Annotated in this window: 14 protein-coding genes; 2 read left to right on the forward strand and 12 right to left on the reverse strand. The window is 49.5% G+C overall.

Features of this window, described 5'->3' with window-relative positions; all coding sequences use genetic code 11:
• Window positions 1-3 precede the first annotated feature (3 nt).
• The 12 genes from MRK00_14680 to MRK00_14735 all read right to left on the reverse strand — a co-directional run bounded on the left by MRK00_14680 (window position 4) and on the right by MRK00_14735 (window position 11,031).
• Window positions 4-294 (reverse strand): hypothetical protein, encoded by a 291-nt coding sequence (locus MRK00_14680; GenBank protein ID MDR4518612.1) that lies wholly within the window; start codon window positions 292-294, stop codon window positions 4-6.
• A 30-nt stretch (window positions 295-324) separates the two neighbouring features.
• Window positions 325-1,002, reverse strand: coding sequence for a hypothetical protein (locus tag MRK00_14685; GenBank protein MDR4518613.1), 678 nt, complete (start codon window positions 1,000-1,002; stop codon window positions 325-327).
• Window positions 989-1,315: a hypothetical protein gene (locus MRK00_14690; GenBank protein MDR4518614.1), complete on the reverse strand. Its 327-nt coding sequence runs from the start codon at window positions 1,313-1,315 to the stop codon at window positions 989-991. Before MRK00_14690 ends, MRK00_14685 begins: the two co-directional genes overlap by 14 nt.
• A gap of 1 nt (window position 1,316) precedes the next feature.
• The gene (locus MRK00_14695; GenBank protein MDR4518615.1) at window positions 1,317-2,669 is read right to left on the reverse strand and encodes an ATP-binding protein; all 1,353 of its coding nucleotides are present in this window, start codon (window positions 2,667-2,669) and stop codon (window positions 1,317-1,319) included.
• 1 nt (window position 2,670) lies between these two features.
• Window positions 2,671-3,717, reverse strand: a complete 1,047-nt coding sequence (locus MRK00_14700; GenBank protein MDR4518616.1) for a DUF4255 domain-containing protein — start codon at window positions 3,715-3,717, stop codon at window positions 2,671-2,673.
• A gap of 3 nt (window positions 3,718-3,720) precedes the next feature.
• Window positions 3,721-4,713 carry a hypothetical protein gene (locus MRK00_14705; protein ID MDR4518617.1) on the reverse strand — a complete coding sequence of 331 codons (993 nt, stop codon included), beginning with the start codon at window positions 4,711-4,713 and terminating at the stop codon, window positions 3,721-3,723.
• Window positions 4,697-5,548 (reverse strand): hypothetical protein, encoded by an 852-nt coding sequence (locus MRK00_14710; protein ID MDR4518618.1) that lies wholly within the window; start codon window positions 5,546-5,548, stop codon window positions 4,697-4,699. The genes MRK00_14705 and MRK00_14710 overlap by 17 nt, the downstream gene beginning before the upstream one ends.
• Window positions 5,549-5,578: 30 nt before the next feature.
• Window positions 5,579-6,088 (reverse strand): phage tail protein, encoded by a 510-nt coding sequence (locus MRK00_14715; protein ID MDR4518619.1) that lies wholly within the window; start codon window positions 6,086-6,088, stop codon window positions 5,579-5,581.
• A 36-nt stretch (window positions 6,089-6,124) separates the two neighbouring features.
• The gene (locus MRK00_14720; GenBank protein MDR4518620.1) at window positions 6,125-7,678 is read right to left on the reverse strand and encodes a phage tail sheath subtilisin-like domain-containing protein; all 1,554 of its coding nucleotides are present in this window, start codon (window positions 7,676-7,678) and stop codon (window positions 6,125-6,127) included.
• Between the two features lie 530 nt (window positions 7,679-8,208).
• Entirely contained in the window at window positions 8,209-9,033 is an 825-nt protein-coding gene (locus MRK00_14725; protein ID MDR4518621.1) for a sulfite exporter TauE/SafE family protein, read from the reverse strand.
• Between the two features lie 10 nt (window positions 9,034-9,043).
• Complete coding sequence (locus tag MRK00_14730) at window positions 9,044-10,651, reverse strand: bifunctional protein tyrosine phosphatase family protein/NAD(P)/FAD-dependent oxidoreductase (protein ID MDR4518622.1); 1,608 nt, start codon at window positions 10,649-10,651, stop codon at window positions 9,044-9,046.
• A gap of 44 nt (window positions 10,652-10,695) precedes the next feature.
• Window positions 10,696-11,031: a metalloregulator ArsR/SmtB family transcription factor gene (locus MRK00_14735; GenBank protein MDR4518623.1), complete on the reverse strand. Its 336-nt coding sequence runs from the start codon at window positions 11,029-11,031 to the stop codon at window positions 10,696-10,698.
• A 339-nt stretch (window positions 11,032-11,370) separates the two neighbouring features.
• On the opposite strand from MRK00_14735, the gene MRK00_14740 reads away from it, so the two are divergent.
• Both MRK00_14740 and MRK00_14745 read left to right on the forward strand, forming a co-directional pair.
• A complete protein-coding gene (locus MRK00_14740) occupies window positions 11,371-12,231 on the forward strand; it encodes an MBL fold metallo-hydrolase (GenBank protein ID MDR4518624.1) in 861 nt (286 codons plus the stop codon).
• A gap of 75 nt (window positions 12,232-12,306) precedes the next feature.
• Window positions 12,307-13,920 (forward strand): multicopper oxidase domain-containing protein, encoded by a 1,614-nt coding sequence (locus tag MRK00_14745; protein MDR4518625.1) that lies wholly within the window; start codon window positions 12,307-12,309, stop codon window positions 13,918-13,920.
• The last annotated feature ends 78 nt before the right edge of the window (window positions 13,921-13,998 follow it).

Here is a 13,998-nt window from a genome sequence, read left to right on the forward strand (position 1 = left end):
AACCTATTCCTTCAATTTAGGAATCAATAAAATTGATCCCTGCATTGTTTCATCCAGCATGTTTCCGGCATACAAAAATTCAGGATTGGCGTCCACGATACGCCACCATTGACGATCATCGTTATAGTAGTGACGCGCCAGTTGATCGAGCCGGTTACCGGCCTGAATTTCATGTTCGATCATGCCCACAGCGGGACCGATTTCGCGCGCGCGCAATCCTGGAAACACGTCGCCACCATCCGCTGACAGTTGAAACAGTCCGGTATTTCTGTACCGTGATTTTTTTAAAAGCATCTGACTATCAATCCTCTACTTGTTAGACTGCTAGAATGAAGCGCCAAAAGAGGCCGAAAACGATACCGAAACCCCGCTGGCCAGATTGACCGCCGCACCCGCCATCTGACGCACTTTTTCAACCTGATAAAATGGGTTATTGCTTTCAATAACCTGAAAACTGAGCGTTACATTCGCCCGGTAAGGCATCAACGTCGGCAGATGCGCCACTTCTTCCACCTGCACGCTGGTTAAAAATACCGGCAACACATGCGTACCCCATACCAGCAACAAAACGGACGGATGCTCATCGCGCTGAAAAGCCTTGTTGCCGCCCAGTCCGAGACTCGACAGCATCTGTACACCACCGGGTCCCTGTGTTTTGGGCTCGACCATACTGCGCAGCGTATCGAGTTCCGGTTCAATGCCAAACGCGACTGCCGGTCCGTGTCCCGGCGACGAAGGATCGCTCATGCGATCGGTTGCGTCGATCAGGATCTGCATGCTGAACTGTTCGGGTTCGATCGTAACGCCCTGTGCCACGCGCGGTGTTTCATTGGGCAATGCAAAATCATAACCGCCACGCGTGCCCGGCGCATTGCCAGTCACGACACTGATCGACCGTGTGCGTGACAGCGTTTGCGGATTAAATTCAAACTGCAATACCAGCGGCGGTATCGACAACCCGTATTCAATCAAAATGCCGCGTGTTAAATTAATCAATGCCACGATTCTGCCCCCTCTGTTTGCTTTGCACGTTTTGCCGGTTATTCTGATTCAATGGATTACGCTGACCGGAAACGCCAGAAACATGCAGTTGCGCATGAATCGATTGCGCAATGCGCCGTGCGATCACCTGATCCGTTTCACCATTGAAGATGTTCACTTTCGGAACCGCCAATGTCTTCAGTTCGAATGATTGCGCCACTGGCAACCGCGCCAATTGTCTTGCCACGTCGCGAGCGATTGCATCAGCCCGTCTCTCGTATCCCGGCGGCAACCTCAGATTTAACTGTTCAATGCTATAAACACATTTACCCATTCTACACGGCCTCGCTGCTATAAATCGCTTCAGGCAAATAGTTTGCCAGTGGCCCCAGATCGTTTTTATTCAACTGCGGACGGTCTTTGGCAAGCTCGCGGTAAACGGCAATTGCCGCATGCGCCAGTGAAATCGGTTTTTCATCCTCCGCCGCAAGATAAGCGGCATGCAAACCGGCGTTGCGGATATTGCCGCCGGTCAGATTGACCGCTTGGGCCAGAAACTCAATATCGAGATCGTCAGCCCGTGGCGCATGCGGCGGAATCATGCGCTGCCATAACGACGTGCGCGCTGTCCGGTCCGGCCGTGGAAACTCCACGACAATCTGGAAACGGCGCGAAAACGCTTTATCGATCTGGTTGCGCAGATTTGTCGTCAAAATACACGGTCCATGGTGATCTTCAATACGCGCCAGCAGATAGCTCACTTCCATGTTCGCATAACGGTCGCGTGCTTCCTTGATCTCACCACGCTTGCTCATCAACGCATCGACTTCATCAAATTGCAGCACCATTTCCCGGCCATGTGCGGCATCGAACAATTTGCCGATATTCTTTTCCGTCTCGCCGATATACTTACTGACCAGCCGCGCCAGATCCACGCGATATAATGGCCAACCCATTTCGTTGGCGATCACTGTTGCCGCGAAAGTCTTGCCGGTTCCCGACGATCCGCTGAACAGCGCCACCGGGCCACCGACTGCATGACCGCCCCAGCGATCGACCACGGTTTCACGGTGCCGCAACCACATCAGGTATTCACGCAAAACCCGCTCACGATCCGGCGGCAGCACAAGATCATCCCAGGATGCGCGTTGCCGGACCGGATAAGCGCCAGGCGGCACTTCTTCGATTTGTGGTAAGTCCATCAGCAACGCCAGGGTTTTTTTTCCAGGGCGCAGCGGCGCAAATGAACTGTCCTGATCGGCTTCGATTAAATCCAACCGCCGAAACTCGCCGCTGGTTGCCGTCAGTTGCCGGGCATGATGCAGCTCAGTGTAGTCCAGTGCAAGCAGCTGCTGCAACAATGCAACTGTCACAAAAGGCTGTGGATTTGCCGGTTGCAGCTCCTGGTACAACCAGCCGGTTTTTGGTTGTGCTTCACTCGCCACGATGCAGGCGAGCACATCCATACCCAGCGGCGTCAGGCTGTTGATTGGCAATTTTGTCCAGGGACTGTTTTTCGATTGTCTTAACCGGTCAACCTGTAGTTGAAGTTTTTCCAGACGTTTCAACACGTCATCGCGCGGCTGTTGCCCGGAGCGCGATAACAATAAACAGTGCGCCAGCACTTCGACACGCTCCCATTCAGCCTGAAGGTTAACGGGTGAGATATTTTCAACGGCTGCTTTCATCCTACACCGTCCTGTATACACTGATGAGCAAAGGATTACTGCGGATTTCAATAGCCGGATGCCCCGGAATCACGGTAACACTGCGGGTTGCGTAAATTAATCCCTGTGCGGCCTGCTCACCGACAGGAATTTCCACCGGCAGCGGCAACGGTAATGTTTCCGGAAAAACACCGGGGACCGATTCAGGTATATTCTGCGGGTCAATTGCATCGTTAAACGGGTTGACCGTGAGTGGCGCGCCTGCCGGACGCCAACCGTTTGAATCCCATACTTCCCAAATCAAATCAACGGTCTCACTGCTGTCGCCCGCAATCCACAGATCCGGGGAAAAACCGGCAAACTCTGGACTGCCCACACCGAAACTTAGCGTATGCACGCATGCATCCTGATAGAGCCAGCAAATCTGGGGCGCCCATTGTGGATTGGCAATGTTGACACGATGAAACGGCACGCGCGGACCGGACACATTTCCAGAAAAAGAGGCAAAACGTTGCACGCGACCGGCAAAAACCTGATGGCCCAGACTCCCGACAATCGGTGGCTCGGCCCGCAGTTCTGATGGAATAATGGGCATCAGGGCAAGTTCATAAATCACTGACGGCCTGTAAACAGTATCGCTTTGCGTCGACCAGATTTGATTAATCTGTTCGTCAGTCATTGGCGAAAAAACAACCTGCAGGCGTACACTGACGTCCCCGATATTGACTGCAGACAAAACCGGTTGCTCATGAAAAATCCGCATTATTTCTCCGAGCATGCGTAAATCATTTTCACCTGCCGGAATATCATCCTCATCAATGCCAAAAGTGGTAATCAGGCAAAACAGGCGCATACGCCAGAATTCATCGGGACGCGTTACAGGCTGAAAACCCGAGGGCTCAAACCGATAGAAAAACAGGTTAATTCGATGTTGATCGTCGTCATCAGCGACTTCTGCTGGTGCAGCGATACTGACGGTAATATTATTGGTCGCTGCGTTGACACCGCTACGCACAAAATCCCCGATCGCATTGCAGATAATCGATAAAGACGACTCAGGAATCGGCATAGTCTACAAGCTCCGCAAATAATGACGGCTGGTTTGATCGTCGCGACGCGAGTTCGACACTGTTGCCTGCTTTCCTTGCGTTGACTTTGGTCCTTCGACAATCACATTCACCACACCTATTCTGACCTGTGGATAGGCATCTTTGTGATTCTCAACAACTGATGACTTGAGTGCATGCGATTCAATACGCGTCTCATTGTTCACCACAACCGTTGGATGCTTTGACGCATTGTGGTCACTCTGTTCAACCGCCTGTTTAATTACCGCCTCATTCCGCGGTTTTAACGCGTCTTCCAAACCTGCGTTTCCGGGATTCAGTTCTGATCCGGAATCGAAATCAATCCCAATGCCTTGCGTACGTAAGTCAGGCTCGGTAAAAACAGGTTGATCTAATGCAACATGCTCCACGATGTTTTGTACCGGTTTGCGCACCGGTTCCAATAATGGATCACTATTCTGTAAATCGTCAATTGGTGGGCTATCCAGATCTTTTTCACTGGCAAAACAATCATCTGAAATCAACTGTTGTGCAGTTACCGGCATAGGCTGCGTACTATCGTTGCGTGCTTCTGTCCGGTAATCAAATGGCGCGCCACCCAAACCCAGCCTGCGTTCATGCTCATCGGTACGTTCGAATCCGCTAGCCGACTGTTCCGGTACTCGCGTCTGGTGCGCATGATGGACCGCCGACGCTGCCACGTCGCTTGCAGTCCGATTGACAACAGGCTGAATTTTTTTTACGCCGACCGCTCCTCCGGTCTCTGCAAACTCTGAAATTTGCGCCTGATTTTGCGGCTGAACGCTGTTTGATAGTGTCGTTTTTCCGGACATGATCCCGGATTCAATCGCAGCATTTCCTAACCCGGTAAAATCCGCAGAATTATGCTGATGCGGATGTTCAGGTTCCATTCCGGCAAAAGACGAAACAGTCTCATGCGTAACAAAAGACCTGCCGTTTCGGCTGTCATTAATAATGTTTTTAAAAAAGCCGCCCATTATGACCTTCCTGCTTAACGTGACTATGAGCGGCCATGCCGCGGCTACGATCTATCAGTTGCAAATATTTCTGTCGGCGTGCACGCGGCAGATCCAGTATATCCTGTTCACGCCAATGATAGTGCATGGCTATCGCATGCACTTCATTGAATAATGTGTCAGGCGATTTTTCAAAACAGCTGTAGGGTGTAGCTGTCAAACGATTCTGCGCTTCACAGTGCGGGCAAACCGCCAGCACCTCGGTTGCAATTTCAGGCGACATCGCTTCTGACGTTGATTCGATTTTCTCAATGTCTTCTGCTGTCAAGTTTTCCGGTTTTAATCCTGGCCTGCGCCCTTTTATTTTTACCAACCGCGCAATGAGTGTTCGCAATGCTTTCTGATGATCTGTTATGCCGGAAATAGCGCGCTGATCATTGCCTGTTGGTACGGAAACGGAGATCATTCCCAGACTCACTTCAATATCTCTGCTCGGATAGCCTTCACCCGCAGGCTTGACCGGCAACTCGGATTGCCGAAAAGACACATCGAATTTTTCCGCACAGTGATGACACACAGCCGTCAGCCATACTGGTCGATCATCCATGTGCACAGCCAATTGACGCATCAGAAACTGACGGTCTCCAACACTCAAGCCGCTGATCAGTTCCTCGCTCACTTGCTGTCCCCCGATACTGGCCAGTGCGTTACACAATACCTGTGTCACGCGCTCAACATGATTCAATTCCGGGTACGTTTGCGCGTTTAGCATGAGTTCGAACCCGCCCGTGAACTCACGAAACGTGAAATCGCGCCTGAGCGTAGTGTTAACCAGAATTCCACCGGGAAGTTGCATCGTGCTGTGCCTTGAATTATCGAATCGACATTACGATTCAGTGGGTTCAGTCACGCTGGCGTCACGTTCCCAACCATTATGCTGCAATGTCAGCGTCTGTATACCCACGGTATTCATGGTCCCGGCATCAAATTCCGGTAATGCCTGAAACTCCGATACCCAAGCGCCGTAAACCCGGTAGGAAATCGCCAACGCCCCTTGCAGATTCAGTACATTCAAAACAATATCCTTACGGTAATTCACCAGTGACATCGCCGCGTTGCCCTGAATATTGTTAACCAGATTCGCCCAGTTCTCGAAAATCGGATCATGGGTCAAACCCTGTTCAAGTGTGATCGGCTCATAACTTGTACCCCCCGGCATTACACGTTCATGCGCCGCATCGCCTGCTGAACGCCACTTGACCGCTTCTGTCGATTTCTTGAGCACACTCATTTTTCTGAGGCCGGCAACAGGCGCACCGTCAACAATTACCTGAAACATAAAAGTACGATAGGGATCGTAGCGGTGCGCATTGGCCGGAAACATTGGTGCAGCCATAAAAAACCTCCTCTTCTCGCTTAAAATATTCGAATGTTATTGCTCGCCTACTTTCTGCTGAATACGTACAATGACAAATTCTGCCGGTTTCAACGGCGCAAAACCCACAATCACAATCACTTGTCCACGATCAATATCGCCCTGCGTCATCGTGTCGCCCAACCCGCAACGGACAAAATAGGCGTCCTTCGCTGTTGCCCCCTGAAACGCGCCTGCACGAAACAATCCATCCATAAACGAACCGATATTGGCGCGCAGCGAACCCCAAAGCGGGTGATCATTCGGCTCGAACACCGCCCACTGAATCCCGTTGTAAATACTTTGTTCAATATAAATGGCGGTCCGGCGCACGGGAACATAACGCCATTCCGGATCTGCCCTTGTCGCCAGCGTTCTTGATCCCCAAAATACCGGTCCGAAGCCGGGGCGATTTCGAATGCAATTGACACCGGCCGGATTCAGTCCATCCTGTTCCAAATCCTCGACGTTATATTGCAGTCCACTGACATTGATACGCGTTTCCACACCTGCAGGCGCTTTCCAGACGCCGCGTTTACTGTCTATTTTGGCCCACATCGCCGCTGCAATTGATGAAGGCGGAATGTTTAAGGTCTTGCTTGCGGTTGGATTGGAATCGACATGATAAAGCGGGTTGCTCACCGCCACCCAGGGGTAATAAAGCACAGAATAGGTGGATGTAGGCAAGCTCAATGAAGAAACATCATTACTCGTTTCCAGTTCGGTATCGGCAGGCGGATCAACAATGACCACCCGGCTCATGGTCGCTTCACAATGGGTGATGGTGTTGGTGATGAAATCATTACTGCTGCCATCGTCCGGCCATCGCTGTCCCGGCAGAACCATAATGGAAACATCGCGAAACTTGCGCAGCACGTTATTGTAAAAATTCAGATAATCGTCCGCAGTCGGCCCGGCCTCGGAGCCGCCGACCAGGGTACTGAAGCTCGTAAAATTGCCGTCTGCATCCTGTGAATTGGCTACAGGCAGCGCTGTCACTCCTTCTTCAACAGTCACCTGGATCAAACTGGAACTGCCATTGACGACTTTTTCGACAAAATTGTCATCGGCTGGATCCATACTGAGTCCGCGAAACACTTCGGAAGATATTTCCACAAAACCACTACTATCCTCAATTCCAACATGCAAATCAAAATTCGAACCATCAACAGCGATTGCAACCCGCAGCGCTTCACCCCAATCACCCTCACTGGATGCGTTAACAGTCAGCACATCTACCGGTGTCGAATCGACTAACACAACCGATGCAGTATCCGGCGCCGGGTCACTATCGAGAACGCGGCAGATATAAGCCGCTTTGCCGCCATTCTGATAAAACGCACGCACCGCCAGCGCCATATGGTCATTCACATCCTGCACGCCTGAAGATTGCGTATAATCACCAAACTGGGAAACATATTCCTCCCACGTGCCAATTAATGTAGGTGTATTCGCCGGACCTCTAAATGGCGAACCAACAAATGCGGCAGTCGATGTTGATACACCTTCTATCGCTCTGGAACCACTGGGTATCTCCTCGATGTAAACACCCGGATGTAAATAACTAGGCATTATTCTCTCCCACAGTAAACGAAAATGATTTTGCTCGAAAATATCTTGAACGCTCTGTTTCGGCTATAAAGCCTGCGTTCATACTTTATAAGACGCAAAAAGCATGCCCGCTGCTTTATGATTTAAGTCACTGTTTTTATGCATCCAAAAAAACCGGAGTGAACCTGTTTCCGGGTTATTTATAACCCATAATATTTTTAAAATGCATTAAATACAGCGTAACTATCTATTTATAAGTAACTTATATCGAATACCCAGACGGGTAAAATAACACCCGTTTGAACAGCTATTTTTCCGGAACGACTTCAAGAATTCATCATTCCAAAAGAGTGGAGCGAGAATAAAAAAATCCTGACGCAGTATATGATTGATATGTAAGGAAAAAATTTTGAGAACAAGAAAGCATGGTAACGGAGTATGAACTATTCGCGGCGTCCGCAATCGGAGCCGACCGGGAATCCACCGTCTATCGCAACCCGTTTTTTTCAGGATGCGATAAATATTATCGAACTGAGAAATGCTGATATTGTTTAAACAAGCAATTTAAGAACCAAGCCTATCGCAACAAAAATCGCCATCCAGGCAAAACCCTGCTGCAGCCTGGGGCCGGAAAACCGTGCCGAAAGCAGAAAACCAATCATCATGCCTGCCAATGCACCCACAGCAAACGGCGCAGCAATCGACCAGTTCATGGTACCCAGAAAAACGGCGGAGGAAGCACCAACTGCTGAAACCAACGCAATAACTGCCAGCGATGTTGCCAATATCGACTGCATTTGCAGGTAGGTCACTTTCTTGAGCGCAGGCACAACGACAAAGCCACCACCCACACCAAGTAAGCCGGACAGGAAACCGGCCAGCGCACCCGACATGGCCAACGCACGCGCACAGGGCCAGGTCCAGATCAAGCGGCCATTGGTATTTCCAACCATACACGGGATCTCGGGCGAAGGATGGTGGCGCATTACATCGGTCTGATTGTCATAATCTCCTTGCCTGCCTTTACGCAGCATGCTGATCGCCACATAGGCCAGCACCAGCGCGAAGAGCAGGATTAACGGTTCATGGGGCAACTGCTGGGACGACCAAAGCCCAAGGGGAGCGGCGATCGAACCGGTTAGCGCAACGACACCGGCAGCCCGGTAGCGCACTTTTTTTTGCTTCAACCCGATCAAGGCGCCTACTGTTGCCGAGAGACACACTGCCAGCAAAGCAATTGGAACCGCTTCAGACATGTTCATGTGCAAGCCGAATATCAGCAAAGGTACAGCCAGAATAGCGCCACCCGCGCCTGTCAGTCCAAGCACGATGCCGGTAATCGATCCCAGCAGGCAACTCATTAATATCGGCTCCATAATTCGTCACTCAATGTTTTTTACGTGGATGCGCCAACCATTCATTTCCTTTCAGCATACCATTCCAGTATAACCAGGGAAAAACCGTTGTTTTAAAGAACCAGTATAATTTTCTAGGCACAGCGGGCTTTAATGGAAATGTCGGCAGCAGTTTCCCGCCAAAACCGAATTCAGCCAAAACAACTTTGCCATTTTCAACCGTCAACGGGCAAGCACCGTATCCATCGTATACCACCGGCAATTCCTCATCTTCCTTGTCCGCCAGCAGGTTCTCGGCAACCACGACAATCTGTTTTCTGATGGCAGCGGCCGTTTTTGCATTCGGCGAGGAACAGGCATCGCCGAGTGCGAAAATATTAGGATAGTCCGGGTGCTGCAATGTTTTCTCATTGACCTTGCAGAAACCGGCCGCATCCGCCAATGGACTGTTACGCAAAAAATCCGGCGCCATTTGCGGCGGTGTCACATGCAACATATCAAATTGCTTTTCTTCAAGACGCACACTGCCGTCATCGTCTTTGATTTCAAAATAAGCTGTTTTACTACTTCCGTCTACCTTGACGAGATTTGAGTTGAAGTTGAGCCTGGCATGATAGTGCTCGACATACCGCATCAACGCGGGCACAAAATCGGCCACACCAAACAAAACTGCGCCTGCGGTGTCAAATTCAACCGAAATGTCATCCAGACTGCCGGTTTTCATCCAGTGATCGCATGCCAGATACATGGCTTTCTGGGGAGCGCCCGCACATTTGATCGGCATTGGCGGCTGGGTAAACAACGCTTTTCCCTGCTTGAGTTCCTGTACCAGCGACCAGGTATACGGCGCCAGATCAAAACGATAATTGGAGGTAACACCATTTTTTCCCAGCGTTTCCTCCACGCCTTCTATTTTTTCCCATGCCAGCCGTATACCCGGACAGACAACAAGCTGGCGGTAACCTATCTTACGTCCGTCTTCCAGAAGAACAAGATTCTTGTCCGGATCAAATCCCGCTGCAGCCGCATGGATCCACTCTGCATTGTCAGGCATAACCTCCGACATCCTGCGAACCGTTTTGTTCGCGTCATACGCGCCGCCCCCAACTAATGTCCAGGCTGGCTGATAATAATGCTTATCATGAGGTTCGATAATGGCAATACGAAGCGATTGGCGGCGCTTGAGCAAGCTCGCCGTTATACCGATACCCGCCGAACCGCCGCCGACTACCACAACGTCAAACGCATTACCCCAGTTGCAGGCATCGACAGTTGCTTGATGCATTTTGGCAACTTCGGAATCGGACTTTGACATGGCATGCAATGCCGAAGCGCGTCTCCCGGAATTACAAAACGCAAGCACCGGCCCTGGCAGTTCAGCCGTTAATTTACGAAACGCATTACCCCGCTTTTCAGGGATGACACCCACCTGCACCGGCAAGTAGGCAAACGTAATGCCCAGCGCTTTGGCTTGAGTCTCCAGCTGTTCACTCGTCGGTTGACTCTCACCGCCTTCAAAATCAGGCCGGTTGCAGATAATCGACTTAAAACCTGATTCAGCGATTTCAGTCAAGTCATCGATGCTGATTTGACCGGTTACCGACAATTTCTCATCAAGCTGGGTAAAATTGATGCTCATAATTCACTCCTTCTAAAAATCAATTAAGCCATATTGCCGCATTGTTATTTTTTTAATACTTGCTGGTCACAATAAAGCTCAAATAAAGTCTGCATAATGCGCATGGCTTCCTCGCTAGCCAGACTATAATAGATATACTTTCCCTTGCGCTCGGTTGTTACAAGTCCTTCTTCGCGCAATACCGTAAGTTGCTGAGAGAGAGTGGGCTGGCGGATATCGAGCGATTTTTCCAGCTCACCCACATTTCTGGCGCCCTGGTTTAGCTGACATAAAATAAGCAGCCTGTCTTCATTAGCCAGCGCTTTCAAGATTGCACACGCCTTAGATGCAGAAGTACGTACGGTTTTCATGTCAGGTAACATTAAATCAATACCACTCATCATTTTTCACTCATTCACAAAGAAATTTTCTTGAAAAAATTTATTTACGCCTATTCTTAAAGCCAGGCTAACACTGAATTCAGCATCGCGACATATAGAAACCGCATGTTACCACCGAGCGTTCCTGTGCACGCTCCGGCGCAACCTAAAATACCTGCAGTTCATTTGCTCAGATGAAATATCAGAAATCCGCAGCACCGATCTTTACCTCCTCCACTAATTCCGCCTCTCCAAACAGTCATAGTAGATTTAAATAAAATATTGCATAATATTATATATATTGATATATTATTTGCAAGTATTTTATATTTGACTAACACATTAACGATGGAGTGTTTAATGCCACCTAATATCAATGCTTTTTTTGATCCCGCTACCTGGACCATCAGTTATACCGTATACGATGATATGACCGGAAGCTGCGCGATCATAGACCCGGTTCTGGACTATGACCCAAAATCCGGCCGAATTCGTACAACGTCCGCAGATGCTTTAATCGAATTTATACAGCGTCAACAGCTTACCGTGGAATGGATACTCGAAACGCATGCCCACGCCGATCACTTGTCATCCGCTTATTATTTGAGAAGCAAAGTTGGCGGCAAGATTGCAATTGGGGAAAAAATTCCCGTCGTGCAGGAAACTTTTAAAAAGGTGTTCAATCTGGGCGATGAGTTTATGCCGGACGGGCATCATTTTGATCATTTATTCGCTGATGAAGAATTTTTTCAGGTCGGCAAATTAACCGCCAAAGCGCTTTTGGTGCCCGGACATACACCAGCCGATATGGCATATCAGTTTGACGATGCAATTTTTGTCGGCGATACGCTGTTTATGCCGGATGTAGGCACCGCACGCGCCGACTTTCCGGGCGGTGACGCGCAAAAGCTCTACCGTTCCATCCAAAAAATACTGTCTTTTCCGCCACAGACACGATTGTTCATGTGTCACGACTATCCGCCCAATAATCGCGAACCTGTTTGGGAATCGACCGTCGCTCAGGAGCTTGAACATAATATTCATGTCCATAAAGGCGTTACCGAAGAAGCGTTCATTGAACTGCGCAATGAAAGGGATGCAACGCTTGAAGCGCCTGTTTTGCTATTGCCTTCAATACAGACAAATATTCGAGCGGGAGAAACACCGCCACCGGAAGATAACGGTGTTTCCTATTTTAAAATCCCTATTAAAATGCTTTAATTAACCCGTATCGTTCGAATATCATTATTAGTAAGCGGTGACAAATGGATACGCGACTTAAAGGAGTTACATGCCATGTCATATCCCGAAATAACGCGACGTAAATTTTTACAATACTCTGCTGCAGGCGCCATGACTTCAACTTTTCCCGGTATAAGCCTGTCGACAGACAGGCACATCAATAAAGCGCCAGACAAAAATTTCAAACCGGATGTGGAACTGGAGTTGTATGCCGAAACTGCGGAAGTGCCGATATTGCCCGGCCCTCAAACACATGTATTCCGATATACGGGAAAATTGTTAAAAGGTCCGCCAAACAGTATAAAAACACTGCCCGGCTATCTGGGCCCCATTCTTAATTTTGAGCGTGGCCAGAAAGTCCGGATTTTCTTCTACAACACATTGACCGAACCTGTCATTACGCATTGGCATGGTTTGCATGTTCCCCAGAAAATGGACGGCCATCCCATGTATGAAATTCTCAAAGGGGAGCGCTATGTCTATGAATTTGAGGTCGACAATCCCGCAGCAACCTACTGGTATCATTCGCACACCCACGAAATGACCGCCACCCAGGTCTATCAAGGCCTAGCCGGGTTGATTACCGTGCGCGATGATGCGGAAAAAAAACTCGATTTACCGGCTAACGAGTATGAAATTCCTCTCGTCATTCAGGATCGACGCTTTACGCAAGGCAATCAACTGCATTATTTACACGGCATGCATCAGCGCATGATCGGGTTTCTCGGCGACACGATTCTGGTCAACGGCCAGGCTGACAGCACGATACCGGTAAAAACCCGTGCGTACCGCCTGCGTTTGTTGAACGGTTCAAACTCACGGATTTATAAACTCGGCTGGGAAGACGGCACGCCTGTGACTGTCATTGGCACTGACGGCGGCTTGCTTGAAAAACCTGAGACACTGCCTTATCTCATGCTCGCACCTGCCGAACGCGCGGAACTGTGGGTGGATTTCAGCGGACGCAAAACAGGCTCAGAACTTACTCTGAAAAATCTGAGTTATCAAGGCGGCGGTCCGCAGATGGGCAGGATGGGTGGAATGGGAATGGGAATGGGTCGGGGTGGCATGGGCGGTATGGGTGGCATGGGTGGTGGATTGCCGCAGGGCAAGTCTTTCCCGATTGTAAAATTCAAAATTACTGAACATGTCAGTGATTCGCCGCAACTCCCTGAAAAACTGGTTTCGATACAGCGTTTAAGCGCAAAAGATTTAACCAATCCTGAAAAGACGTTACCGATTGCAATCGGCATGCGTCATATGTCTTTTCAGCTTAATGGCAGAACATTCAAAATGGACGATTACCTGGATATTGAAAAAATCCCGGTAAATACCATTCAGAAAATTCGTATCTATCATGACGGCGGCATGGGTGGCGGACGCGGCATGGGAATGATGGGCATGATGCGCGCCATGCCGCACCCAATACACCTCCATGGCCAACAATTCCAGATTTTGTCACGCAAAAACAGTAAAGAAAACAGTGCATACGACACCGTCAAGAAAGGTTTTATCCAAAACGGCTGGAAAGATACCGTACTGGTCATGCCGGGCGAGGACATTGAAATCATTAAACCTTTCCAGGATTACACAGGATTGTTTCTGTATCACTGTCACAATCTGGAGCATGAGGATATGGGCATGATGCGTAACTATTATGTTTTCTGATTGCGCTTCATTTCAGGCCTGTTTGCAGGCCCGAGCATTATTCCGTTTTTGTAATTCTATAAATTCGACCGTCACATT

Source organism: Nitrosomonas sp. (genome assembly GCA_031316255.1).
Classification (GTDB): Bacteria; Pseudomonadota; Gammaproteobacteria; order Burkholderiales; family Nitrosomonadaceae; genus Nitrosomonas.

Bases quoted from the DNA above. Each gene is read 5' to 3' on its own strand.
- MRK00_14690 (MDR4518614.1), bottom strand. From the start codon at position 1,315: ATGGGTAAATGTGTTTATAGCATTGAACAGTTAAATCTGAGGTTGCCG.
- MRK00_14710 (MDR4518618.1), bottom strand. From the start codon at position 5,548: ATGCAACTTCCCGGTGGAATTCTGGTTAACACTACGCTCAGGCGCGAT.
- MRK00_14725 (MDR4518621.1), bottom strand. From the start codon at position 9,033: ATGGAGCCGATATTAATGAGTTGCCTGCTGGGATCGATTACCGGCATC.
- MRK00_14680 (MDR4518612.1), bottom strand. From the start codon at position 294: ATGCTTTTAAAAAAATCACGGTACAGAAATACCGGACTGTTTCAACTG.
- MRK00_14745 (MDR4518625.1), top strand. From the start codon at position 12,307: ATGTCATATCCCGAAATAACGCGACGTAAATTTTTACAATACTCTGCT.
- MRK00_14720 (MDR4518620.1), bottom strand. From the start codon at position 7,678: ATGCCTAGTTATTTACATCCGGGTGTTTACATCGAGGAGATACCCAGT.
- MRK00_14705 (MDR4518617.1), bottom strand. From the start codon at position 4,713: ATGGGCGGCTTTTTTAAAAACATTATTAATGACAGCCGAAACGGCAGG.
- MRK00_14740 (MDR4518624.1), top strand. From the start codon at position 11,371: ATGCCACCTAATATCAATGCTTTTTTTGATCCCGCTACCTGGACCATC.
- MRK00_14695 (MDR4518615.1), bottom strand. From the start codon at position 2,669: ATGAAAGCAGCCGTTGAAAATATCTCACCCGTTAACCTTCAGGCTGAA.
- MRK00_14735 (MDR4518623.1), bottom strand. From the start codon at position 11,031: ATGAGTGGTATTGATTTAATGTTACCTGACATGAAAACCGTACGTACT.
- MRK00_14715 (MDR4518619.1), bottom strand. From the start codon at position 6,088: ATGGCTGCACCAATGTTTCCGGCCAATGCGCACCGCTACGATCCCTAT.
- MRK00_14730 (MDR4518622.1), bottom strand. From the start codon at position 10,651: ATGAGCATCAATTTTACCCAGCTTGATGAGAAATTGTCGGTAACCGGT.
- MRK00_14700 (MDR4518616.1), bottom strand. From the start codon at position 3,717: ATGCCGATTCCTGAGTCGTCTTTATCGATTATCTGCAATGCGATCGGG.